Genomic DNA, 22,629 nt, shown 5'->3' on the forward strand with positions numbered 1-22,629 from the left:
AGTGGCGGGCGGCGCCACGATAGCGATCGGCGGGGTCGAACAAAAATTCATTGTTTTCACGATATCGTTCGTTATTATCGAACAATGGCCGCTTTGAACTACAACCACCTGCGTTACTTCTGGGCCGTGGCCCACGACGGCAACCTGACCCGCACCGCCGAGCGGCTCAACCTCACCCAGTCCGCCTTGTCGGTGCAGATCCGCAAGCTGGAGGAGCGTCTGGGCCATGCACTGTTCGAGCGGCGCGGGCGGCAATTGCACCTGACCGAGGCGGGGCAGATCGCGCTGGACCACGCCGATGCGATCTTCGCCACCGGCGACGAACTGCTGGGCACGCTGCGGCAGACCGGCGCCGCGCGGCAGGCGCTGCGAGTTGGCTCGCTGGCCACGCTGTCGCGCAACTTCCAGCTGGAGTTCCTGCGGCCGCTGCTCGGCCGAACCGACATCGACCTGATCCTGCGCTCGGGCAGTGCCGGCGAACTGCTGCGGGCGCTGGAGGCGCTCAATCTCGACGTGGTCCTGCTCAACCAGGCGCCGGCCACCGACGCGCTGACCCCGTTCGTGACCCATCGGCTCGCCGAGCGCCCGGTCAGTTTGGTGGGCACGCCGGACCGGTTGGGTCATGCCGCCAGCATCGCCGATCGGCTTCGCCAGCATCCCATCATCCTGCCGACGGTGGACAACAGCGTGCGCGCGGGATTCGACGCCCTGGCCGATCGTCTGGGCGTGCGCCCGCAGATCGTCGCGGAAGTGGAGGACATGGCTATGATGCGCCTGCTGGCGCGCGAGGACATCGGCCTGGCCGTGCTCCCGCCGATCGTGGTCAAGGACGAGATCGCCGCCGGCGTGCTGGTGGAGGGCGATCAATTGCCGGACATCGTGGAGACCTTCCACGCCGTCACCATGTCGCGGCGCTTCCCGAATCCGCTGGTGCGGCTGCTGCTGCTGCCGACGGCAACAGCAGAAAGCCTGTAGTTCCTTTTTCCCCGTGATTACCCGATCTTCAGGCAGGTTCTAGGCTACGTGATGCAACGCTTGGGCCGTCTACCTGCGTCGGAAGAGAGACTGGCAATATGAAGTCATGTGAATAAGTAACGGCATCTGGCTGTCGGTCGAAGGGTGAACGACGGCCAAGTACACGGACAGAGACGTATGGTGTCGATCCAGGTGGGTGGCGAGGACAAGACTGCAGAGATCGTCAATTGGTTGATCTGGAGCGATAAGCGCGCAGGTCTGCAGCTGATATGTTCCTACTTAAATAAGGGCCCCGTTTTACACGCGCTCAAAGATTGCGTCATCGTTCCCACTCGCGAACTGAATGATGTGCTGCTGACCAGATCAGGCAGCACGAACGTTACGCCTGTCGCGAAGGCGACGATATATGGCGAGCGGTATGCCGTGGTGCATTACCCTGGCGCTGCCGACAAGCCCTACGTTTTCAAAATGGAGGGAATCGACTTCATTGCGCCGATGGTGAAGAACGGCGCGCCGGTTCTGCAATATTTCATCAGGGTGGCTAAGGCGCGGCAGGCGCATGCAACGTCGCAAACAGATAGCAAGATCGCGGCCAATGTCGTAGACCAGCTGGGCAGGCTGCCTGTCAGTGTCGAAACGGCCTTGCATGCCTACTGCACGGGACACAACGGCACGCTGCTCCCCGGGCCGGGCCTGATCTATCCGTTCGGTCTGAACGAGAGCCAGTTGGCGGCGGTCGAGCATGCGTTCCGTGCTCAGGTCAGCGTGATCGAGGGTCCGCCCGGGACGGGCAAGACCCAGACGATTCTCAACATCCTTGCCAACATCCTGCTGCGTGGGCAAACAGTGGCGGTGTTGTCCAACACCAATGCAGCAGTAGAAAACGTCTACGAGAAGTTGGAGAAGTGCGGACTGGGCTATCTGGTCGCTAAACTCGGCAATCAGGAAAACCGCGACGATTTTTTCGCCGATCTGCCGCCATGGCCATCTGACGCACCCGAGCCGGCGCCGACGCTGGAGGAGATCCAGGGTCTGTTGGGTCGCTTGACGCAGCAGTTGCGCGATCGCAATCGGTTGGCGCAATTGCAGGCCGAACTCGACGAGTTGACCATCGAGCGGCGCTATCTCCAGCAATGGCAGGCGGAAAACGGCGTGCATGCTGCCGTCTCGCTGGAAAAGTACGGGTTGACGCCGCACAAGACCGCAGACTTGATGGCCTACTTGGCCCATCTCGGCCAAGAGCGTGTCCGCCTGCGGGATCGCATCGAGTTGTTGTTCAACTTCGGGATCCTTCGTGTCAAGCCTTTCGCCAACGCAGATGAGCGACTGTCCGTGTTTCATGCGCTGCAGATGCACTACTACGACAAGGCGCTGCAGGAAAAGGCGGCGGAGTTGCAGGCTTGCCGCAAATCGCTGGCGCAAGGAAACTTTACTGCCTTGTTGGATGCAATGACTTCTGCGTCCATGCGCCATCTGAAGCAGCACCTACAAAGTCTGCCCCTGCCATCGGACAGCTTCGATGGCAAAACCTACCGGCAAAGGTTCGATGTCTTCTTGAAGCGCTTCCCGATCCTGGGAAGCGGTACGCACTCCATCATCAATTCGATCGCACCGGAGACGATCCTTGATTACGTGATCATCGACGAGGCCTCGCTCCAGGACATCGTACCGGGCATCTTGCCACTGGGCTGTGCGAGGAACCTTATTGTTGTCGGCGACAACCGCCAGTTGGCGCACATTCCAGTTAAGCTGGGTCTGTCAGCGCCCGCCGAGGCCTACGATTGCGAGCGCTACAGCCTGCTCGATTCGTGTATCGCCGTGTTCAAGCAGGCGCTACCAAGGACACTGCTCAAAGAGCACTATCGCTGCCATCCCAGGATCATCCAGTTCTGCAACCAGCAGTTTTACGATAACGCATTGGTGCCGATGACCGAAGATCAAAGCGAAGCGCCTTTGCGCCTGATTGTGACCGCCAAGGGCAACCACACCCGTCAGAACACCAATCTCCGCGAATTGGATTCCCTGCTCAAGGTGCTCGATGATGAGGATGACGCGGTTGGCATTGATGGCGATGGGCGTGGATTCATCGCGCCGTTCCGGGCGCAGGTGAATCTCTCTGATTCGCGCCTGCCGGCGGATTTCGTGAAAGACACGGTGCATAAGTTCCAGGGTCGAGAGTGCGATGAGATCGTCTTCTCCACGGTGCTGGACAAGAAGCGCTACAACCAGGATCCGAAGCGCCTGAGCTTCGTTGACGACCCACGCATGATCAATGTGGCGGTATCGCGAGCCAAGCAGCGCTTCACCCTTGTGACTGGCGATGACGTATTTGCCGACAATGGCCACATCGCTGCCTTGGTGCGCTATATCAGCTATTACGCCGAGGGTGCGCAAGTCGTGCGGGCGCCTGTGATATCTGCATTTGATCTGCTGTACCGCGAGTACGACCAGTCCCTGGCCCGCTTGAATGCTCGCTTGCGCCCCGAAGATTCACAGTACAAGTCCGAGCAGATCGTGGCACAGCTACTGCGCGAGGTTCTGTCCACATCCGAGTGCCATGCCTTGATGTTCCACGATCAAGTCAAGCTGGATCAAGTCGCAGCCTCGAGCAACCCGGAGTTGACGGAACGCGAGCGGGCCTTCATGGCGCGTGCCAGTTGCGATTTTGTTGTTTATTTCCGGGTTGGAAAGATCCCAGTGGGGGTAATTGAAGTCGATGGCGGCCTTCACGACCGGCCCGAGCAGATGGAGCGGGATCGCTTGAAGAACGGAATCTTGTCCAAAAGCGGCATTGCCATCCTGCGCTTGCGCACTGTGGAAAGCGGCATCAAGGAGAAGATCACCGATTTTCTTGTAGAGTGGATGAGTGCTGTGGCCGAGAGCTGAATAGCCTGACAAGGTGCGCGAGGACATCGGCCTGGCCGTGCTCCCGCCGATCGTGGTCAAGGACGAGATCGCCGCGGGCGTGCTGGTGGAAGGCGATCAATTGCCGGACATCGTGGAGACCTTCCACGCCGTCACCATGTCGCGGCGCTTCCCGAATCCGCTGGTGCGGCTGCTGTTGCAGCCAGCGGCTGCGGCGGGTGGCGCGTAGCGCCTCGCCGAAACGTCTCGCCAACTGCGACGAACCCTAGGTGTGTCAGCGATGAGCGACCGCTGCGCGTTCGTCGCGCAGGCAAGCGACGACATGTGGCATGCCATCCCGTGACGCGAACACGGCGATATGCGCTTGTCTCGATCGTGCGATGTCCTTCAACCGCAGCGGTTCGAAGGGTCGGTTGACGACGCGATGGGCGCTGCTGCCCCTGCGAACAAGCGTCATCGCCCCCTCACGCAGTTTGGCGATCGTGGAGCGCACGACTCCCGTGCATGCAGCGCTCACACGGCTTGAGGTCTAACGAGGCATTCACCCATAGACTTAGATGCACGTCGCACGCGCTTCACGCGTGACCTATGCCACCATCGTTTTCGCATCTCTTCGGAAAGCGTTTCCATTTTTGCGGATATCCATTCGCTCCGAAATCCATCGCGCTGGTGTTATTCGATAACATCCGGCGCCGCCATCCAGCAGGTGCGCGTGTACCGAGAACTTGCACAGGCCCAACGTGATGCATGCCTGGATGCGGAGCAGAGAAAAGCGCTGCTCATGATCGCGTCCGGCGCGCCGATGGAGGAATGCCTGGATGCACTGACCGACGCCGTGGCGCGGCTTGCTCCGGGCGCGCGCGCGTGCGTACTCCTGGCGAGCGAGGACCGCCGCACGATGGGCGGCGGCTACTCGTCGCACTTCCCGCCGACATTCGCCGCGGCCATCCGCGGCTTGCCGATCGGGGAAGCGCTCATCGGTACCTGCGGGACCGCCATCCATGAGGGTCATCCGGTCGAGTGCGAGGACGTGGAGCACGCGCCGCAATGGGCCGCGCCCTGGCGCTCGCTTTGCCTGGAAAACGGCATCCTGGCGTGCTATTCGCACCCGGCCATCGGGCAGGGCGGCAAGGCGGTCGGATCGTTCTTTCTGTGTCTTGCGGAAGCGCGGCAGGCTACTGCGTGGGAGCGCAAGGTCGCCGAGTTCGGCGCGCTGGTGACCAGCATCGTGGTGGAGCGGGAACGGGCCGCCGCGCATCTGCGCAAGGAAATGGCGGCGCTCGCCCGCCTGCAGGAACTGAGTGCCGAGCTGGTGGGGCCGGGAGAGTTCGAGCCGCTGCTGCAGAAGATCCTCGCGGCGGCCGCCGACATCTCGGGAACCGACAAGGGCAACATCCAGATCTTCGATCCGGTCAGGAAAACCCTGCGGATCGTCGTGCATCAGGGACTGGGCCCGCGGTTGGTCGAGCATTTCCGCGAGGATGGGTGGGATGCCAGTTGCGGGGAAGCGGCGAAGCAGGTGCAGCGTCTGGTCGTCGCCGACGTGGAGAAGCTGGAAGGCCTGCAGGGGACATTGGGGCTGGAGATCGTGCTGGAGGATCAGATCCGCTCCATCCAGTGCATGCCCTTGCTCAGCCGCGATGGCCGGCTGTTGGGCATGCTCAACAATCATTACCGCTGGCCGGGCGGCCCCGACCCGGACGCGCTGCGCTACATCGACCTGCTCGCACGCCAGGCCGCCGAACTGGTGGAGCGGCATCAGATCGAAGCGGAGCTGGCGCAGGAGCGGCGGCGCAAGGACGAGTTCCTGGCCATGCTCGCGCACGAGCTGCGCAACCCGTTGGCGCCGTTGCGCAACATGCTGGAAGTGCTCAAGCGCTCGCATGGCAACGAGGCGTTGTCGCGGAAGGCGCACGAGGTCATGGAACGGCAGGTACGGCAGCTGGTGCGCTTGGTGGACGACCTGCTCGACGTCAATCGCATCAAGCAGGGAAAACTGGAATTGCGGCGCGAGTCGCTGCTGCTGGCCGAGGTGATCCAGCAGGCCGTCGAGGTCTGCCGTCCTGCATTGGACCAGCAGCGGCATCGCTTGCGCGTGGTGTTGCCGGAGACGCCGCTGCCCTTGCAAGGAGACCCGGTCCGTCTCACCCAGGTGTTCGGGAATCTGCTCACCAACGCGTGCAAGTACACGCCACCCGGGGGAGACATCGAGGTGCGGGTCGAGGCGGGCGCGGGCAGCGTCGAGGTCGTGGTCGCGGACAACGGATCCGGCATTCCGCCGGACAAGGTCGATGCCATCTTCGAACTGTTCACCCAGGTGGACCGGACCCTGGAGCGTGCGCAAGGTGGACTCGGCATCGGCCTGATGCTGGTTCGGCGGCTGGTCGAGATGCACGGCGGCACCGTCGAGGCGCGCAGCGAGGGGGCCGGCAAGGGCAGCGCGTTCGTCGTGCGGCTTCCCTGCGACGCCGCGCCGGTTGCCGTGTCGGCCACGGGGGATGTCCGGCCGGCACAAGCGATGCGCCGGATCCTGGTGGTCGACGACAATGCGGATATCGCGCTGGCGCTGGCCGCCCTGCTGGAACTGGACGGACACGCTGTGCGCACCGCTGGCGGCGGAGAGGAAGCGCTGGCGATCGGTGCGCGCATGCGCCCCGAGGTGATCCTGATGGACATCGGCATGCCCGGCATGGACGGGCACGAGGCGTGCCGCCGCATTCGCGATTGCCACTGGGGCAAGGACATCACCATCGTCGCGCTGACCGGCTGGGGGCAGGACAGCGATCGCCGCGATTCGGCGCATGCAGGGTTCGACGCGCACCTGGTCAAACCGGTGGGGTTTGCCGAGTTGCACGGACTGTTTGCCGGGCTCGACTGACTTGGTCAGGTCCAGCGTACGCGCACGTCGCGTCTGGTGCGTTGTGGCCATGGGCGGACGGGCAGCCGAGACAAACGGCTACACCTGCCATGATCGCGCCTGCGCGATTCGCCCGGCGTAGACCGATACCGCAGTGGAATCCGAGCGCGCGTCATCCTGTGCGCGTTGATGCTGGCGGCGCGAAGGTTTCCGGCCATACCAGCGAGCGGTGAACCTGCGCGCCGGCCATGGCGCCGCTGCCCACGGCCAATGACAGCGAATGCGGCGCTTTCGCCAGGTCGCCGCAGGCGAAGACGCCGGCGACCGAGGTCCCATGCTCGGCATCGATGCGGACCTGGGTGCCCATTGGCGTCTCCTCCAGCACGCAGCCCATGGCCTCGGCCAGGGGACAGGACGGGGTGGTGCGTGTCGCCGTGAACAGGCCGGCGAAGACCAGGCGCCGACCGTCGGCCAGGACCACGTCGGCATGCCCCTCGATCCTGTCGATGGGCGCCTCCTCGATCGCCACGCCGCGGCCGCTCAGAAGAGCCCTGGCCGCGTCGTCGAGCTGCAGTGCGCCGTTGACGAGTAAGGTCACATTGCCCCACTCGGTGAGCAGTTCGGCTTGGTGCACGGACAGCGGGCCGGCACCGACGATGCCGATGCGTCCCTGGTCCAGTTCGTAGCCGTGGCAGTACGGGCAGTGGAAGACGGCCGTGCCCCAGCGTTCGGCGAGGCCGTCGACGGCCGGAAGCTGGTCGGCCACGCCGGTGGCGAGCAGGATCCGGCGACCCTGGTGGGTGCCGCCATCGGAGGTGGTCACCCGGAAGACGTCCAAGGATCCAGTGGCGGTCAGGGCGTGTGCGTCCAGCCACGTCAGCGTCGGATAGGCGCTGAGCTGCTGGCGCGCGGTCGCCGCGATGGTGCCAGGCGGCACGCCGTCCTGGCCGAGGAAGCCATGTGCATGGTGGGCCGTGCGATTGCGGCGCTGGCCCGCATCGATCACTAGCACGGAACGCCGCGCTCGCAGCAGTTGCAGGGCGGCGGCCATGCCCGCATAGCTGCCGCCGATGACGATGATGTCGTGGTGCATGCCTAACTCCTCGTCCGTCGTGCCGCCGCATGCCGGCGCGCGAAGTCGGCGGCCAGGTCGGCAAGGGTGATGTCCGAAAGCCGCTTCAACAGCAACGCCTCTGCCTCTGCGAACGTTCCCTCGAGTGCGGCATTCACCGCTTGCTCAACCAGGCACTCCGGGGATTCGTGGCGATTGCCGATGGCGAACAGCGCCGGTTCGCCCAGCGCTTCATGCAACTGGCGCAGGGTGACCGTGGCCAGGTCGGCATGGATGCGCCATCCACCCGCGTGCCCGCGATCCGAGGTCACGATGCCGGCTTCGCGCAAGTACCCCATGGTCCGCCGGACCACGACGGGATTGGTGCCCAGGCATTGGGCCAGGGCGTCGGAGGTCATGGGACCATCGTGCTCGGCCATGTGCAGCAGGGCATGCAGGACAGAGGACAGGCGGCTGTCGCGTTTCATGTAACTAATGATGTTTCGAAATTTGCGGCAGGTCAAGCGTGGTTGCGTCCCGGCGCTGTCGATCGCGTTCAACGGGGTGTGCCGCGAACATGTGCGCGTCTGGCGCCCGCAACGCACGGCGAGTGCGATCGAAACAGCGGCGATCGCGGGCATGGTGGCGGCACGACGCTTGTTCATCGTGGACAGGCAACGACCTGGTCTCTCGCCATGGCGGCGATGCTGTTTGTCGACCGCTTCCCGGCCCGGACCACGTACCTTGATCCCGCCTGAGATGCAGGCGGAATTCCCCGGGTGGGAAAGGATCGATGCAATGGAAACGAAGGCGAAGAGCTTGGCAATCGTGGTCGCAGCGGGGTTGGCGCTGTCATTTCAGGCGCAGGCGCAGTCCTGCTGCCCCTCCGGCGGGCATGGGGTGGTGGGCAAGGGACTGGGCGAAAGCGTGCCCAAGGCGCTGAATCTCGCGACGGATTCGGCCTGGCGCGTCTATGAGTTCTCGCGCGATGGCGTGAACTACCTGCAGATCAACGACGCCAGCGGCGTGGTCCGTGCCGCGGTCGGCCGCATCGGCAAGACCTTGTGGGTGCTGCCGATGGGCAGCGACGTGGGGCGGGTCTCGCTGACGGCATCGCCTGCGGTGCCGTCACGCGTGATCTACCGGACGGCCGATGTGGTGGTGCGCCTGCGCTCGGATGCACGCGGTGACGCGTGGGAGGTCACGGCGGTGGAGTGAGGCTGCCGGAGGCCGGGCTTTCGGACACCAGAAAGCTGAAGCTCAACGCATGGCGGCGCCGGCAGGTGCCGCCATGCGCCTGCAGGCGGACCGCAAGTTCCCGCTCGGGCGCTTCCGGACGGCGCCGCAACGCGCTCAGCATCGCCGCATCGGCGGTGATGCGGATGGCGATGCCCTGTCGTCCTTGCGCACGCCATACCCGTGCCTGCAGCAGATGCGTATGGGCCACGGGCAGCGTCTCGATGGCGTCGAGGATGCAGCGATAGGCCACCAGTTGCAGACCCAGCGAGAGGCGTCGCGGATCGCCATACAGGCGGCAGCGGAACTCCGTGGCGCACAGGTTGGCGAAGGTCGGCGAGTGCAGCGTGTGGTACAGCCCATGCGTCTCGATACCGAGCGGGTAGAGCGCGGTGACGTACTCGTCCAGCAACTGCGCCTGGATCACGCCGGTGCGGGTCATCTGCATGGCGGCGGCGTAATGGCCGCGTGCGCGTAGATCCTCCACCACATCGCGGCGCAGCTTGTTGATCTGGGTGCTGAGGTCGGTGTAGTCGACCACCCGTCGGCGCAGCGTGCGTTCGGCCGAGAGGTAGCCAGCCTGTGCGAAGGCCAGCGCCTGTTCGCGCAGGCGGCCGTCATCGCGCATGTGCCGATAGGCGGCGGAGATCCGTGATCCGAACGCGAACATCACCGTGGCGGTGGCGGCGAGCAGAATCTGCACCACGAACGCATCGGCGTCGTGCATGCCCGGTGCGACGACCTTGGGCATGGACAGGGCCACCGCAACGTTCGCCATGACCACGCCGAGCGCCGCGCCCCGCCAGCCATGGCGCAGCGTCAGCACGATCGCCGGGACCACCAGCAGGACCATCAGCAACTGCCGCAGCAGCGCGTCGCCGGCCACGGCGATGGACGCCGACAGCACGACGACCACGGCGATCGACGCCAGCCCCTCGCGCAACAGCGAGGCCCGCAGTCGCGTGGGTTCGTCCCGGCGCAGCCACAGCAACGCCGGCAGTACGAACATCAAGGTGCCCAGGTAGTCGCCAAGCCAGTAGCGCAGCAGCACATCGAGCGGCGCCGGCCCGGCGGGGCCGCCCAGCGCGGTGTTGATCGCGATGTTGCAGAGCGTGCTCCACAGCGCGGTCGCCAGCGTCAGCGGCAGCAGCCAGTGATCGTTGCGTGCCAGGTCAGGCACCCGCTGACGCGCCAGGACCGGCAGCAGCGACACGGCGGGCATCAGCAGGAACGGACTCAGGTACGCCCAGGTGGCACTCGCGCCCCAGGTCTCGCTCATGGGAATGCGCAATGTCAGCAGCGCGGCGGCATCGCCGGCCAGCAACCACGGCCAGCGCCGTGCGGGCAGGAACAGCAGGCTGGCGACGCGCACGCCGGCCGGCAGATACCACTGGTCCACGGAACACCGCCAGGCCAGCAGGAAGGCGGCGCAGTAAGTGGCGCTCAGTAGAACGCCTTTGGCGATATCTCTTGCCGCGGCCATTCCCGCCATCCGTGGTATGTCGCGGCTACTGTATAAGCCGGATCGGCGGCGAGGGTAGACAGTTGGCGGTGTCGACGACAGTGTGAGGCGCGTCGCAGGTGCGCGACGGATGCAGGCGAATGACGGGTGTTCTTTCGCCCGGATTCGCGAGCCGGCAAGGGGGCACTTGCAGTCGTGCCGCTGTTTCGTCTGCGTGATTCTGCGCGTCGCTCGTGCCGGCGGCAGCATGTCTTCCACCGCTTCGATGTCGAGCCACGCGAGCATGGCTAGGTGCGATGATGCATGGCCACGTGCTCCTCGAAAGTGACTGCGACAGCAGGGCAAGGATGTGCGCCAGCAAACCTGAAACGTCCTGCCACAACGGATGCGGCATGATCACTGCAGGTGCGTCGCGGAGGCATTCCGAGGGCGTCCGATACTGCTGCGTGACCGAATCGGATCGATGCCGGCGACGTGCGGCCGAGCCTGTGCGACAGCGCTCGATCATCGCGTCGGGAGTGGCGGCGGAGGCGCGTCGTCGGGCGGACTACCGACGGGGCCGATGACAGGCGTAGCATCGCGCCATGGCGTCCATGCATCGACCTCCCGTTTCCGCATTGCGCGGTCTGGTGACAGCGGTGTGGGCGCACGAGCCCGCACCGGTGTCTGCGGTCCTGCGGCTGCCTGCGCGCGAGCACGTGCTGCCGACCGGTGCCACGCATCTCGCCGTGCGGATCGGCGGTGCACCGTTGCGGGTGTTCGACCACGCGGACGACCTGTGCGGCCATTGCCTCGGCCACGCGGTGGTGGGTGGGGTACGCACGGCGTATCACGTGCGCGATGTCACGCAGCCTGCGGTCTCGGTCGGTGCGATGTTGCGTCCAGGCGCCACCAGCGTGTTGCTCGGTGTGCCCGAATCCGCATTGGCCGGGCATCACACGCCGCTGGAACTGCTGCTGCCTGCCGGCGAGGTCGATGCGCTGCTGGAGCGGTTGCATGCATGCGCCGAGGCGCCGGCGCGCCTGGCTGCCTTCGAACGGTGGCTGGTCGACCGCGCCGGCGGCCGCCCGCCCGTGCGGCATCCGGCGCTGTGCGTGCTGCGTTCCGGTGGCTGGCATCCGGACTTGCGCGTGGAGACCCTGGTGCGCGCCAGCGGACTCAGCCATCGGCATTGCATCGCCCTGTTCCGGCAGGCGACCGGTCTGGCACCGAACGCCTGGCTGCGGCTGCAACGCTTCTCGCACGCGCTGGACCTGGCGTGCGACCGCTCGCTGGGCTGGGCCGACATTGCCGCCGCCAGCGGCTTCGCCGACCAGGCGCACCTGACCAACACCTTCCGCAGCGTGGCCGGTGTCACTCCGTCCGCCTGGCGGCGGGCGGCCGATCCCGCCGCCCCCCGGCATGTGCCGCGCTGATCGCGGCGCAGGTCAATTTCCTGCAAGACGCGGCGCACCCAGGGTTCCACAATGGGCGCCTGGCCCACACGAGGACATGCCATGGCGATCCACGAACTGTATGCCTATCTGTGCGTGCGCGACGCCGCCGCCGCGATGGCGTTCTACGCGCGCGCGTTCGGTGCGCGCGAACTGTTCCGCCTTACCGAGCCCGATGGACGGATCGGCCATGCCGAGGTGGATCTGGATGGCCACACGCTGATGCTGTCGGAAGAGTATCCGGACATGGGCGTACGCAGCCCCGAACACCTTGGCGCCACGCCGGTCACGCTGCACCTGCACGTGGACGATGCCGACGCGCTGGTCGCCCGCGCGCTCGCCGCCGGCGGCACGCTCGAGCGCGGCATGCAGGACCACTTCTACGGCGAACGCTCCGGCACCGTGCGCGATCCCTTCGGCCACCGCTGGCTGATCGGCCATGCGATCGAGTCGGTGACGCCGGAGGAGATGCAGCGGCGCTATACGGGGCTGTTCGCGAAGGCAGAGACAACCTGAAAAGCCGGCCATTGCCCGCGCCGTTGCGCGCCTGTTCGCATTGGCGGGAACGCGGGTTGCCGTCGTCGCTGCCGATGCGCTGAATCACTGCCTCGGGCCGTCGCAACGCCCGCATGCGTCGCGTTTCGCTTGCGCGGCGATGCGGTCGTCGCATGTACTCAGGCACGACACCGACGACGCTAGGCTCGCGCCATCTCGACAGTTCTCAGACAAGAGGAGCCATCCCGATGACCGAAACGAACCAGCAGGTCCTGCAGGCCGCGAACGCCGCCATCGCTGCAGGCGATTACGAAGGCTTTCTCGCCCATTGCACCGAAGATACGAACTGGCACTTCATCGGCGAGCGCACATTGCGGGGCAAGCAGGCGGTCAGGGAGTGGATGGCCGAGGCCTACCGGCAGCCGCCGCAGTTCGACGTTCGTAAGTACATCACCGGCGACGGCCACGTCGTGGCCCTCGGCCAGATCACGCTCGAGACTGGCGACGCCGGGACGTCGTTGTTCTCCTACTGCGATGTCTGGCGGTTTCGCGATGGGCGGATGGCGGAACTGGAGGCGTACGTGGTGCCGCTGGCTGCAGCCCAGGACAGGTAGCGACGCGCATGTGTTCGGGCGTCCGTTCGCAGCGCGGCCATCCTGTCCGCGTCTGCGCACGGCGTCGGTGGCGGGATCGCTCAGTGCAGCAAGGTGTCCGCCAGTAGCTTCAGATTGAGCACCACGATCAGCGCGGCGATCGTCCAGGCCAGCCAGGCCAGCCCGCGGCGCACCACCAGTGGTCCCATCCGCTGCTTGTCGGTGACGAAGCGCACCAGCGGGATCACCGCAAACGGCAACTGCATCGACAGCACCACCTGGCTCAGCACCAGCAGCTTGGCGGTGCCCTGTTCGCCGTACAGCGAGGTCGCCGCGACCACCGGCACGATCGCCAGTCCGCGGGTCAGCAGGCGCCGCGCCCACGGCGGCAGCCGCAGGTGCAAAAAGCCTTCCATCACGATCTGCCCGGCCAGGGTGGCGGTGACGGTGGAATTGATGCCGGAGGCCAGCAGCGCCACCGCGAACAGGGTCGAGGCCAGGCCGACGCCGAGCATCGGCGCGAGCAATTCGTGGGCCTGTTCGATCTCCTGCACGTCGGTGCGGCCGTGCGCGTGGAACACCGCGGCGGCCAGGATCAGGATCGCGGCATTGACGAACAGCGCCAGGCTCAGCGCGATGGTGCTGTCGGCCAGCGCCCAGCGCAGCGCCGAGCGGCGGCCCTGGTCGGTGCGCTCGTAGGCGCGGGTCTGCACGATCGAGGAATGCAGGTACAGGTTGTGCGGCATCACCGTCGCGCCGATGATGCCGATCGCCAGGTACAGCGCGGCCGGATCGGTCACCACCTGCGCACGCGGGATGAAGCCTGACAGCACCTCGCGCAGCGGCGGCGCGGCCAGCACGATCTGCACCAGGAAGCAGGCGAAGATCACCGTCAGCAGGGCGATCACGAACGCTTCCAGCGCGCGGAAGCCGCGGCGCATCAGGAACAGCACCAGCAGCGCGTCGATCGAGGTGATGATCGCGCCAGCGGTGAGCGGGATGCCGAACAGCAGCTTCAGCGCGATCGCCGTGCCGATCACTTCGGCCAGGTCGCAGGCGACGATGGCCGCTTCGCAGGCCAGCCACAACAGGAAGTTCACCGGCTTGGAGTAGTGCGCGCGGCAGGCCTGGGCCAGATCCAGCCCGGTGGCGATGCCCAGGCGCGCGGCCAGGCCCTGCAGCACGATCGCCATCAGGTTGGACAGCAGGATCACCGACAGCAGCAGGTAGCCGAAGTGCGAACCGCCGGCGATGTCGGTCGCCCAGTTGCCCGGATCCATGTAGCCGACCGAGACCATGTAACCGGGGCCGAGGAAGGCCAGGAAGCGGCGCCAGCCCAGGCCGCTGCGCGGCACGGCCACGCTGGCATGCATCGCGCCCAGGCTGGGACGCGCCTCTCCGCGGCTGGCGTGCGCGGCAGCGGAACTCGGCAGGGGCAGGGGGGCGGCCATGGCAATGACACGTGGGGCGGGGTGCGAACGAGTATATAGCAGGTGCTATATGGATTAGCATTGGCAATTCAGATCGCTGCGATAGCCCGGATTCGGCCAGAATAGGCGGGTGGCCGGCGGGCGCCGGCACAGGACAAGGGCGTTGCGATGCAGAAAAGCGGGAAGTCGATGGCGCCGCCGGCGGTGCTGCTCGACGCCGAAGTGCAGGTCGAAAGCTTCCGCCAGGTGCGCGAGGCGCACCGCCTGGAGCTGATCGAGGACTACGTGGAGTTGATTTCCGACCTGCTCGCCGACGGTGGCGAAGCGCGGCAGGTGGATATCGCCGCGCGCCTGGGCGTGGCTCAGCCGACCGTGGCCAAGATGCTCAAGCGCCTGGTCAAGGGTGGTTGGGTGGTGCAGCGGCCCTACCGCGGCGTGTTCCTGACCGCCGAGGGCGAGGCGCTGGCCGCGGCCAGCCGGCAGCGCCACCAGACCGTGGAGCAGTTCCTGCTGGCCCTGGGCATCGACGCGGACACCGCGCGCCGCGATGCCGAGGGCATCGAGCATCATGTCAGCGAAGCGACGCTGGCGGTCTTCGCCGAGTTCGTGCGCAAGCACGGCGCGTCGCGATGAGCGTCGGCGACGACGCGCAACTGGCGCGCGACGTACATTGGATGCGCCATGCGCTGGCCCTGGCCGAGCGTGCCGAGCGCGAGTTCGACGAGATCCCGGTCGGCGCGGTGCTGGTTTCGGCCGAGGACGAGGTGCTGGGCGAGGGCTGGAACCTCAACATCGCCGAACACGATCCCAGCGCGCATGCCGAGATCGTCGCGCTGCGCCAGGCCGGCCGCCGGATCGGCAATCACCGCCTGGTCGGCAGCCGCCTGTACGTGACCCTGGAGCCGTGCGCGATGTGCGCGATGGCGGTGGTGCATGCGCGGGTGGCGGAACTGGTCTATGCCGCCACCGATCCCAAGACCGGCGCCTGCGGCAGCGTGTTCGACCTGCTCGCCGATCCGCGCCACAACCACCGCGTGCAGGTCCGCGGCGGGGTGCTGGCGGCGGAGGCGAGCACGCGCCTGACCAACTATTTCCGCGCCAAGCGCGGCAAGCCGCCGCTGGGCGCGTGAGCGGCCAGCCCCTGCCGGTCGCGCAGGCCGCGCGGTATCATTGAAGCCTGATACGACACTTCCGCGCCGGCCTCGCCGCCGCGAACGACAGGACGGTGATATGGCGCAAGCGCACGTGGCGAACGATCGGCTGATCTGGATCGATCTGGAAATGACCGGCTTGGATACCGATCGCGATTCGATCATCGAAATCGCCACGGTGGTGACCGACGCGCAACTCAACGTGCTGGCCGAGGGCCCGGAGTTCGCCATCGCCCATCCGCTGCAGACGCTGGAGGCGATGGACGAGTGGAACCGCAATCAGCACCGCCACTCCGGCCTGTGGCAGCGCGTGCTCGACAGCCGGGTCACGCTGGCCCAGGCCGAGGCCGAGACCATGGCGTTCCTGACCCAGTGGTGCAAGCCCGGCACTTCGCCGATGTGCGGCAACTCGATCTGCCAGGACCGGCGTTTCCTGCACCGGCAGATGCCGCGGCTGGAGCGCTTCTTCCACTACCGCAACCTGGACGTGTCGACGCTGAAGGAACTGGCGCGGCGCTGGGCGCCGACGGTGTCGGCCGGCCTGACCAAGACCTCCTCGCACACCGCGCTCAGCGACGTGCACGATTCCATCGACGAACTGCGTTACTACCGTCCGTTCATGGGCACGTTGGGCGGGCAGGGCGAGGGCTGATCCGCGATCAGGACGCTGTCAGAGAGCATGCGATAGATCGCCCGACGATCATCGGGCGGATACAGTCGCGCAGGGAATGCAGGCGCTGACGCCGCCGCTCAGCGCGCCAGCGGCGGTCCCGGCTTGGTCTCGCCGTCGTCGGTGACGCCCTTGGTCAACAATTCCGCGATCGGGCGCCCGTCGGCATCGTGGTGATACACGTGCAGGTCGCGCTGCGGATACGGAATGCTCAGCCCGTTCTCCAGCAACTGATTGCGGATCTGCTCCAGCGTGCTGCTCTTGGCCGCGCCGAAATCGCCGTTCTTGGCGTAGCCGAACAGCATCAGGTCCACCGTGCTCTCGCCCAGGTTGGTGACCTGCACGAACGGGGCGGGCGTCTTCAGGATGTTCGGATTGTCCTGCGCGATCTTCAGCAACAGTTCCTGCGCCTTCTTCAGGTCGTCGCCGTAGCCGACGCCGACGGTGATCTCCAGGCGCCGGTTGGGCAGGGTGCTGTAGTTGACGATCGGCGCGGTGGTGATGGTGCTGTTGGGCAGGGTCACCATGCGCTCGTCGAAGGTGCGGATGCGGGTCTGGAAGATCCGGATCTCGTCGACCACGCCTTCCTGGCCGGCCACCACCACGTGGTCGCCGTCGCGCATCGGCCGCAGCACGATCAGCATGACCCCGGAGGCGATGTTGGACAGCGAGTCCTTCAGCGCCAGGCCCACCGCCAGGCCGGCGGCGCCGAGCACGGCGAACAGCGAGGTCGGCGGCACGCCGATCTTCTGCAGCGCGGTGACCAGCACCAGCACCAGCATCAACGCGTAGGCGACGTTGCGCAGGAAGTTGCTGAGGGTGGTTTCCACCCTGGCGCGCAGCAGCGCGCTGCGCAGCCATTCGCTCAGGCGCTTGGCGACCCACATCCCGACCACCAGGATCAGGAGCGCCACGCCCCAGTTGAGCGCGTACTGCGCCCAGTCCAGCTGTCGCCAGTCGAACGGGCGCGCCGCCCGCGTCGCCGGTGCAGCGGTCGTGGCCGCCGTCAGTGCCGTCAGCCACGACTGCATCGGCATCACCCCTTGCTCTTGAGCTTGGCCAGGCGCAGCCAGGTGTCGACCACGGTGTCGGGGTTCAACGAGACCGATTCGATGCCTTCCTGCATCAGCCACTCGGCCAGATCCGGGTGATCGGACGGGCCCTGGCCGCAGATACCCACGTACTTGCCCTTGGCGCGCGCGGCCTTGATCGCCATCGACAGCATCTTCTTGACCGCCGGATTGCGCTCGTCGAACAGGTGCGCCACGATCGAGGAGTCGCGGTCCAGACCCAGGGTGAGCTGGGTCAGGTCGTTGGAGCCGATCGAGAAGCCGTCGAAGATCTCCAGGAATTCCTCGGCCAGCAGCGCGTTCGACGGCACCTCGCACATCATGATGATCTTCAGGCCGTTCTCGCCCTGGCGCAGGCCGTTGCTGGCCAGCACCTCGACGACCTTGCGGCCTTCCTCGAGGGTGCGCACGAACGGGATCATGACCCACATGTTGTCCAGGCCCATCTCGTTGCGGACCTTGAGCACCGCCTTGCATTCCAGCGCGAACGCGGCGGCGAAGCTCGGATCGACGTAGCGGCTGGCGCCGCGGAAGCCGATCATCGGGTTCTCTTCGTGCGGTTCGTAGTTGCTGCCGCCGATCAGGTTGGCGTACTCGTTGGACTTGAAGTCCGACAGGCGCACGATCACCGGGTGCGGCGCCACCGACGCGGTCAGCGTGGCGATGCCTTCGGCCAGGCGATTGACGTAGAAGCTCACCGGGTCGGCGTAGCCGGCGATCTTCTCGTCGATCTTCTTCTTGGTCGCCGCGTCCTGCTTGGCGTATTCCAGCAGCGCGTTGGGATGGATGCCGATGTGCGCGGCGATGATCATCTCCAGGCGCGCCAGGCCGATGCCGGCGTTGGGCAACTGGCCGAAGTCGAACGCGCGCTCCGGGTTGGCCACGTTCATCATGATCTTCAGCGGCGCCGGCGGCATGTTGCCCAGGTCCGTGGTGGTGCGCTCGAACGGCAGGCGCTCGCCATAGATGTAGCCGGTGTCGCCTTCGGCGCAGCTCACCGTCACTTCCTTGCCGTCCTCGACCAGCTCCATCGCGTTGCCGGTACCGACCACCGCCGGCACGCCGAGCTCGCGGGCGATGATCGCCGCGTGGCAGGTGCGGCCGCCGCGGTTGGTGACGATTGCCGAGGCGCGCTTCATCACCGGCTCCCAATCGGGATCGGTCATGTCCGCGACCAGCACGTCGCCGGGCTGTACCCGGTTCATGTCTTCCAGGCTGCGCACCACGCGGGCGACGCCGGCACCGATCTTCTGGCCGATGGCGCGACCTTCGGCGATCACCTCGCCGCGCTGCTGCAGCGCGAAGCGTTCGATCTGGGTGGCGTGGCCGCGCGACTTCACCGTCTCCGGGCGCGCCTGCACGATGAACAGCTTGCCGCTGACGCCGTCCTTCGCCCACTCGATGTCCATCGGCCGCTGGTAGTGTTGCTCGATCACCAGCGCCTGCTTGGCCAGTTCCTGCACGTCCTCGTCGTTGATCGAGAAGGTGTTGCGCAACTGCGCCGGGGTGTCCTCGATGCGCACGCGCTCGCCCGGCACGTCCGAATACACCATGCGGATCAGCTTGCTGCCCAGCGAGCGGCGCAGGATTGCCGGCTTGCCGGCCTTCAGGGTGGGCTTGTAGACGTAGAACTCGTCGGGATTGACCGCGCCCTGCACGACCATTTCGCCCAGGCCGAAGCTCGAGGTAACGAACACCACGTCGCGGAAGCCGGACTCGGTGTCCAGGGTGAACAGCACGCCGGAGGCGCCGACGCCCGAGCGCACCATCAACTGCACACCGGCCGAGAGGAACACGTCCTCGTGCTTGAAGCCGTGGTGCACGCGGTAGGCGATGGCGCGGTCGTTGTAGAGGCTGGCGAAGACTTCCTTGACCTTGTGCACCACGTCGTCGGCGCCGGTCACGTTGAGGAAGGTCTCCTGCTGGCCGGCGAAGCTGGCGTCGGGCAGATCTTCGGCGGTGGCCGAGGAGCGCACCGCGACCGCGATGTCGCCGCCACCGTTCTCGTTGCACAGCTGTGCGTAGGCGTCGCGGATCGCCTGGTCCAGCTCCGGCTGCAGCGGCGCGTCGATCACCCAGCCGCGGATTTCCTTGCCGGCGGCGGTCAGCGCGCCCACGTCTTCCACGTCCAGCGTGGCCAGTTTGTCGAAGATGCGCTGGTACAGATCGTTGTGAGCGACGAAGGCCTTGAACGCTTCGGCCGTGGTGGCGAAGCCGCCGGGCACCGACACGCCGAGCCCCGCCAGGTTGCCGATCATTTCGCCAAGGGAGGAATTCTTGCCACCGACGCGAGCCAGGTCGGCCAGGCGCAGCTCATGCAACCACAGGATGTTCTCGTTCAAGCGCGATGCTCCGTTAGGCCATCGCCCGAGGCGGGCTGAATGGCCGCGTCCGTGAGGGAAGAAGCCGATATGATGCAGTGCGCACCCGAGCCGGCACAAGCGAAGCGGGCGCATCCGTTGGGTTTCAGCCAGGAGAATGCAGGCAATGTCGACGATCAGACCGGTGTTCTACGTGTCCGATGGAACCGGTATCACCGCTGAAACCATTGGGCATAGCCTGCTCACCCAGTTCAGCGGTTTCAGCTTCGTCACCGACCGCATGTCGTTCGTCGACGATCCGGAAAAAGCCCGCGATGCCGCGCAGCGCATCCATGCCGCAGGGGAGCGCTATCAGGTCCGGCCGATCGTGGTCAACTCCTGCGTCGATCCGCAACTGAGCATGCTGCTGGCCGAGAGCGGGGCGCTGATGCTCGACGTGTTCGCGCCCTTCATCGAGCCGCTGGAGCGCGAATTGAACGCGCCGCGGCACTCGCGGGTGGGACAGGCGCATGGTCTGGTCGACTTCGAGACCTACCACCGCCGCATCAACGCGATGAACTTCGCGCTCGCGCACGACGACGGCATCGCGCTCACCTACGACGAAGCCGACGTGATCCTGGTGGCGGTGTCGCGCGCGGGCAAGACCCCGACCTGCATCTACCTGGCGCTGCATTACGGCGTGCGCGCGGCGAACTATCCGTTGACCGACGAGGACCTGGAGAGCGATCGGCTGCCACCGCGGCTGCGCGCCTATCGCAACAAGCTGTTCGGGCTGACCATCGATCCGGAGCGGCTGCAGCAGATCCGCCAGGAGCGGCGGCCGAATTCGCGTTACTCCAACGCCGAGACCTGTCGGCGCGAAGTGGCGGCGGCCGAAACCATGTTCCGCATGGAGCGGATTCCGACCCTGAGCACCACGCATACCTCGATCGAGGAGATTTCCAGCAAGGTGCTGGCGACGCTGGGACTGCAGCGCGAGATGTTCTGAGAGAGGGTGTGACTGGCCAGCGCGCGCCGGTCGGGCGGGGCCGTTCCTGGCGGCGACGGCATTTCCGCACGTCCTCGCAGGGATTTCCACGGTAGGCCGCTGGCGCCGATCCGTCAATGCTGCCACCGGCGCGATCCAGCGTGTAGGATCGGTCCATGCAGCACGCCATGACCCGCAGCGAACGCATCCCCCGGCTCAGCCGTTTCGGCTGGCTGATGGGGCTGTACGCCGAGAACTATCTGCACCTGAACCGCCTGTTCGTGCCGGCCGACCTGGCCGCCGGCAGCTACGTGTCCAGCATCGGCGACGGCCTGGACCTGCGCCTGGACGTGATCGAGCGTCACCGCTACACCGTCGAACTGCGCCTGACCTACGATCTGTGCGACCCGCTGACCGGCGAGCCGGACCCGTCGGCCTACGTGCGCCTGTACCTGGACGCGCGCCAGGCCGAGACCACGCATTGCTATGTCGGCCGCCGCTGGCAGGACGTGATGGGGCTGTACCCGCCGCCGGCGGAACTGATCAGCCACCGCATGCGCATGAACACCTTCCTCGGCAAATGGCTGGAATATCTGGCCGAGCGCGGCCACGGCGTGGCCACGCTGCGATCGGCGCCGCCGTTGCCGCGCGCGGCGCAGGACGCGGCGACGCCCGCCGTCTAGCCACAGGCTAGACGAAGCGGCGGCACGGTTACGGCATACTGCGCGCCCGTCGTCCTCTGCCTTCGTCGCATGCCTTACACCCCCATCGTCGCCACCTTGGGCTACGTGCTCTCGCCCGACCGCAGCCAGGTGCTGCTGGTCCATCGCAATGCCCGGCCCGGCGACCATCACCTGGGCAAGTACAACGGCCTGGGCGGCAAGGTGGAGGCGGACGAGGACGTCCTGGCCGGCATGCGCCGCGAGATCCTGGAGGAGGCCGGCATCACCTGCGAGGCGCTGCAGTTGCGCGGCACCATCAGCTGGCCGGGGTTCGGCAAGCACGGTGAGGACTGGCTGGGCTTCGTGTTCCTGATCGACGCCTACGCCGGCGAGCCGTTCGCCGAGAACGCCGAGGGCACGCTGGCCTGGGTGCCGATCGCGCAGATGGACACGCTGCCGCTGTGGGAGGGCGATCGCCATTTCCTGCCGCTGGTGTTCGATGGCGACCCGCGCCCGTTCCACGGAGTCATGCCATACCGCGACGGACGCATGCAGTCCTGGCGCTACTCGCGGGTCTGACGCGCTCGCGCTGCCGTAAAGCCCCTCTCCCATCGGGAGAGGGGTTGGGGTGAGGGTACGGCGCGAAAGCGACTCAAGAAGTTTGGGGGTACAGCGCGAAAGCGACGCGCGCAGTTTGGTTGCACCAGGCTCCGCCCGTACCCTCATCCGGCCCTTCGGGCCACCTTCTCCCGACGGGAGAAGGAACAGCCTGTTCCTGCCGCTGGCGTTCGACGGCGACCCACGCCCGTTCCACGGGGTCATGCCATACCGCGACGGATGCATGCAGTCCTGGCGCTACTCGCGGGTCTGACGCGCTCGCGCTGCCGTAAAGCCCCTCTCCCATCGGGAGAGGGGTTGGGGTGAGGGTATGGCGCGAAAGCGACTCGCGGAGTTTGGGGGGCGAGGGTGCGGCGCCAAGCGTCTCGCGATGTTTGATTGCACCAGGCTCCGCCCGTACCCTCATCCGGCCCTTCGGGCCACCTTCTCCCGTCGGGAGAAGGAACAGCCTCTGCCTTTCGCGCCGGGGGATGGGCGAGGGGCCGGCGCGCCGCTCGGTCGAACGCTCGCGCGGCACCGCGTCCGTCTTGTCCACAGCGGTTGTGGATCGATGCCGCACAAGCCTGTGGGCAAGCGTCGCAAGTCGCTGAAATGGCTGCCCGATTTTGCCGGGTGGCGAAAATTTCATCAGTCCCGGTCGCGCTTCTCCACAGCCGGTGTGGATGAAAGCGCACGAACGCTGTGGATAAGATGCCAGTGGCGTTGTGCCGCAACGGCCGCCGCCGCAATGGCGAAAATTTGACCAGCGTCGATCGCGCGATCCAGCAGGCGCA

19 protein-coding genes and 2 pseudogenes are annotated in these 22,629 nt (G+C 66.3%); 15 read left to right on the plus strand and 6 right to left on the minus strand.

The window, feature by feature from the left end:
* Positions 1-84: 84 nt before the first annotated feature.
* The 4 genes and pseudogenes from SLW55_RS10440 to SLW55_RS10455 all read left to right on the plus strand — a co-directional run bounded on the left by SLW55_RS10440 (position 85) and on the right by SLW55_RS10455 (position 6,718).
* Entirely contained in the window at positions 85-975 is an 891-nt protein-coding gene (locus SLW55_RS10440; protein WP_043092087.1) for a LysR family transcriptional regulator, read from the plus strand.
* 177 nt (positions 976-1,152) lie between these two features.
* Positions 1,153-3,861: an AAA domain-containing protein gene (locus SLW55_RS10445; RefSeq protein WP_320745074.1), complete on the plus strand. Its 2,709-nt coding sequence runs from the start codon at positions 1,153-1,155 to the stop codon at positions 3,859-3,861.
* Positions 3,862-3,877: 16 nt separating this feature from the next.
* A pseudogene (locus SLW55_RS10450) lies at positions 3,878-4,069 on the plus strand (LysR family transcriptional regulator); the annotation flags it as partial.
* 483 nt (positions 4,070-4,552) lie between these two features.
* Positions 4,553-6,718: an ATP-binding protein gene (locus tag SLW55_RS10455; RefSeq protein WP_267104367.1), complete on the plus strand. Its 2,166-nt coding sequence runs from the start codon at positions 4,553-4,555 to the stop codon at positions 6,716-6,718.
* 151 nt (positions 6,719-6,869) lie between these two features.
* Here SLW55_RS10455 and SLW55_RS10460 read toward each other — a convergent pair whose 3' ends face one another.
* Together SLW55_RS10460 and SLW55_RS10465 are read right to left on the minus strand one after the other, a co-directional pair.
* Positions 6,870-7,790, minus strand: coding sequence for an NAD(P)/FAD-dependent oxidoreductase (locus SLW55_RS10460; RefSeq protein ID WP_017913847.1), 921 nt, complete (start codon positions 7,788-7,790; stop codon positions 6,870-6,872).
* Positions 7,791-7,792: 2 nt separating this feature from the next.
* Positions 7,793-8,236 (minus strand): Rrf2 family transcriptional regulator, encoded by a 444-nt coding sequence (locus tag SLW55_RS10465; protein WP_043092084.1) that lies wholly within the window; start codon positions 8,234-8,236, stop codon positions 7,793-7,795.
* Positions 8,237-8,546: 310 nt separating this feature from the next.
* Here SLW55_RS10465 and SLW55_RS10470 point away from each other — a divergent pair, with 310 nt between their 5' ends.
* The gene (locus SLW55_RS10470) at positions 8,547-8,966 is read left to right on the plus strand and encodes a hypothetical protein (RefSeq protein ID WP_267098529.1); all 420 of its coding nucleotides are present in this window, start codon (positions 8,547-8,549) and stop codon (positions 8,964-8,966) included.
* On the opposite strand, the gene SLW55_RS10475 is transcribed toward SLW55_RS10470, so the two are convergent.
* Positions 8,950-10,467, minus strand: a complete 1,518-nt coding sequence (locus tag SLW55_RS10475; protein WP_295918727.1) for an MASE1 domain-containing protein — start codon at positions 10,465-10,467, stop codon at positions 8,950-8,952. The two genes, SLW55_RS10470 and SLW55_RS10475, sit on opposite strands and share 17 nt — an antisense overlap.
* Before the next feature lie 572 nt (positions 10,468-11,039).
* Between SLW55_RS10475 and SLW55_RS10480 the strand changes: the two genes are divergently transcribed.
* The 3 genes from SLW55_RS10480 (at position 11,040) to SLW55_RS10490 (ending at position 12,988) form a co-directional block, all read left to right on the plus strand.
* On the plus strand, positions 11,040-11,861 hold the full coding sequence (locus SLW55_RS10480) for an AraC family transcriptional regulator (protein WP_319019739.1): 822 nt from the start codon (positions 11,040-11,042) through the stop codon (positions 11,859-11,861).
* Positions 11,862-11,942: 81 nt separating this feature from the next.
* The gene (locus SLW55_RS10485; protein WP_043092081.1) at positions 11,943-12,395 is read left to right on the plus strand and encodes a VOC family protein; all 453 of its coding nucleotides are present in this window, start codon (positions 11,943-11,945) and stop codon (positions 12,393-12,395) included.
* A 227-nt stretch (positions 12,396-12,622) separates the two neighbouring features.
* Positions 12,623-12,988 (plus strand): nuclear transport factor 2 family protein, encoded by a 366-nt coding sequence (locus tag SLW55_RS10490; RefSeq protein ID WP_152236432.1) that lies wholly within the window; start codon positions 12,623-12,625, stop codon positions 12,986-12,988.
* An 80-nt stretch (positions 12,989-13,068) separates the two neighbouring features.
* Here the strand turns inward: SLW55_RS10490 and SLW55_RS10495 are convergent, their stop codons facing one another.
* Positions 13,069-14,418, minus strand: a complete 1,350-nt coding sequence (locus SLW55_RS10495) for an Nramp family divalent metal transporter (protein ID WP_152236431.1) — start codon at positions 14,416-14,418, stop codon at positions 13,069-13,071.
* Positions 14,419-14,565: 147 nt separating this feature from the next.
* Here SLW55_RS10495 and mntR point away from each other — a divergent pair, with 147 nt between their 5' ends.
* The 3 genes from mntR to orn all read left to right on the plus strand — a co-directional run bounded on the left by mntR (position 14,566) and on the right by orn (position 16,200).
* The gene (gene mntR, locus SLW55_RS10500) at positions 14,566-15,030 is read left to right on the plus strand and encodes a manganese-binding transcriptional regulator MntR (RefSeq protein WP_026143893.1); all 465 of its coding nucleotides are present in this window, start codon (positions 14,566-14,568) and stop codon (positions 15,028-15,030) included.
* Positions 15,027-15,527, plus strand: a complete 501-nt coding sequence (tadA, locus tag SLW55_RS10505) for a tRNA adenosine(34) deaminase TadA (RefSeq protein WP_152237567.1) — start codon at positions 15,027-15,029, stop codon at positions 15,525-15,527. The genes mntR and tadA overlap by 4 nt, the downstream gene beginning before the upstream one ends.
* Before the next feature lie 100 nt (positions 15,528-15,627).
* The gene (gene orn, locus SLW55_RS10510; RefSeq protein ID WP_017917154.1) at positions 15,628-16,200 is read left to right on the plus strand and encodes an oligoribonuclease; all 573 of its coding nucleotides are present in this window, start codon (positions 15,628-15,630) and stop codon (positions 16,198-16,200) included.
* 98 nt (positions 16,201-16,298) lie between these two features.
* Here orn and SLW55_RS10515 read toward each other — a convergent pair whose 3' ends face one another.
* Complete coding sequence (locus SLW55_RS10515) at positions 16,299-17,249, minus strand: mechanosensitive ion channel family protein (protein WP_152237569.1); 951 nt, start codon at positions 17,247-17,249, stop codon at positions 16,299-16,301.
* Between the two features lie 5 nt (positions 17,250-17,254).
* Complete coding sequence (gene ppsA / locus SLW55_RS10520) at positions 17,255-19,630, minus strand: phosphoenolpyruvate synthase (RefSeq protein WP_017909495.1); 2,376 nt, start codon at positions 19,628-19,630, stop codon at positions 17,255-17,257.
* Positions 19,631-19,775: 145 nt separating this feature from the next.
* Here ppsA and SLW55_RS10525 point away from each other — a divergent pair, with 145 nt between their 5' ends.
* From SLW55_RS10525 to SLW55_RS10540, 4 genes and pseudogenes are all read left to right on the plus strand, one after another.
* Positions 19,776-20,597: a pyruvate, water dikinase regulatory protein gene (locus tag SLW55_RS10525; protein ID WP_010342958.1), complete on the plus strand. Its 822-nt coding sequence runs from the start codon at positions 19,776-19,778 to the stop codon at positions 20,595-20,597.
* A 155-nt stretch (positions 20,598-20,752) separates the two neighbouring features.
* Positions 20,753-21,259, plus strand: a complete 507-nt coding sequence (locus tag SLW55_RS10530) for a DUF1249 domain-containing protein (RefSeq protein ID WP_017909496.1) — start codon at positions 20,753-20,755, stop codon at positions 21,257-21,259.
* Positions 21,260-21,328: 69 nt separating this feature from the next.
* Positions 21,329-21,817, plus strand: coding sequence for an 8-oxo-dGTP diphosphatase (locus tag SLW55_RS10535; RefSeq protein WP_017909497.1), 489 nt, complete (start codon positions 21,329-21,331; stop codon positions 21,815-21,817).
* Between the two features lie 172 nt (positions 21,818-21,989).
* Positions 21,990-22,109, plus strand: a pseudogene (locus tag SLW55_RS10540) (7,8-dihydro-8-oxoguanine triphosphatase); the annotation flags it as partial.
* Positions 22,110-22,629 lie beyond the last annotated feature (520 nt).

This window comes from Xanthomonas sp. LF06-19 (assembly GCF_034105425.1).
Classification (GTDB): Bacteria; Pseudomonadota; Gammaproteobacteria; order Xanthomonadales; family Xanthomonadaceae; genus Xanthomonas_A; species Xanthomonas_A sontii.

Excerpts from the sequence above, each read along its gene's own strand:
- SLW55_RS10530 (WP_017909496.1), top strand. The coding sequence starts at position 20,753 with ATGCAGCACGCCATGACCCGCAGCGAACGCATCCCCCGGCTCAGCCGT.
- SLW55_RS10470 (WP_267098529.1), top strand. The coding sequence starts at position 8,547 with ATGGAAACGAAGGCGAAGAGCTTGGCAATCGTGGTCGCAGCGGGGTTG.
- orn (WP_017917154.1), top strand. The coding sequence starts at position 15,628 with ATGGCGCAAGCGCACGTGGCGAACGATCGGCTGATCTGGATCGATCTG.
- SLW55_RS10515 (WP_152237569.1), bottom strand. The coding sequence starts at position 17,249 with ATGCAGTCGTGGCTGACGGCACTGACGGCGGCCACGACCGCTGCACCG.
- tadA (WP_152237567.1), top strand. The coding sequence starts at position 15,027 with ATGAGCGTCGGCGACGACGCGCAACTGGCGCGCGACGTACATTGGATG.
- SLW55_RS10485 (WP_043092081.1), top strand. The coding sequence starts at position 11,943 with ATGGCGATCCACGAACTGTATGCCTATCTGTGCGTGCGCGACGCCGCC.
- SLW55_RS10495 (WP_152236431.1), bottom strand. The coding sequence starts at position 14,418 with ATGGCCGCCCCCCTGCCCCTGCCGAGTTCCGCTGCCGCGCACGCCAGC.
- SLW55_RS10490 (WP_152236432.1), top strand. The coding sequence starts at position 12,623 with ATGACCGAAACGAACCAGCAGGTCCTGCAGGCCGCGAACGCCGCCATC.
- SLW55_RS10525 (WP_010342958.1), top strand. The coding sequence starts at position 19,776 with ATGTCGACGATCAGACCGGTGTTCTACGTGTCCGATGGAACCGGTATC.
- SLW55_RS10535 (WP_017909497.1), top strand. The coding sequence starts at position 21,329 with ATGCCTTACACCCCCATCGTCGCCACCTTGGGCTACGTGCTCTCGCCC.
- SLW55_RS10480 (WP_319019739.1), top strand. The coding sequence starts at position 11,040 with ATGCATCGACCTCCCGTTTCCGCATTGCGCGGTCTGGTGACAGCGGTG.
- SLW55_RS10440 (WP_043092087.1), top strand. The coding sequence starts at position 85 with ATGGCCGCTTTGAACTACAACCACCTGCGTTACTTCTGGGCCGTGGCC.
- SLW55_RS10445 (WP_320745074.1), top strand. The coding sequence starts at position 1,153 with ATGGTGTCGATCCAGGTGGGTGGCGAGGACAAGACTGCAGAGATCGTC.
- SLW55_RS10465 (WP_043092084.1), bottom strand. The coding sequence starts at position 8,236 with ATGAAACGCGACAGCCGCCTGTCCTCTGTCCTGCATGCCCTGCTGCAC.
- mntR (WP_026143893.1), top strand. The coding sequence starts at position 14,566 with ATGCAGAAAAGCGGGAAGTCGATGGCGCCGCCGGCGGTGCTGCTCGAC.
- SLW55_RS10460 (WP_017913847.1), bottom strand. The coding sequence starts at position 7,790 with ATGCACCACGACATCATCGTCATCGGCGGCAGCTATGCGGGCATGGCC.
- SLW55_RS10475 (WP_295918727.1), bottom strand. The coding sequence starts at position 10,467 with ATGGCCGCGGCAAGAGATATCGCCAAAGGCGTTCTACTGAGCGCCACT.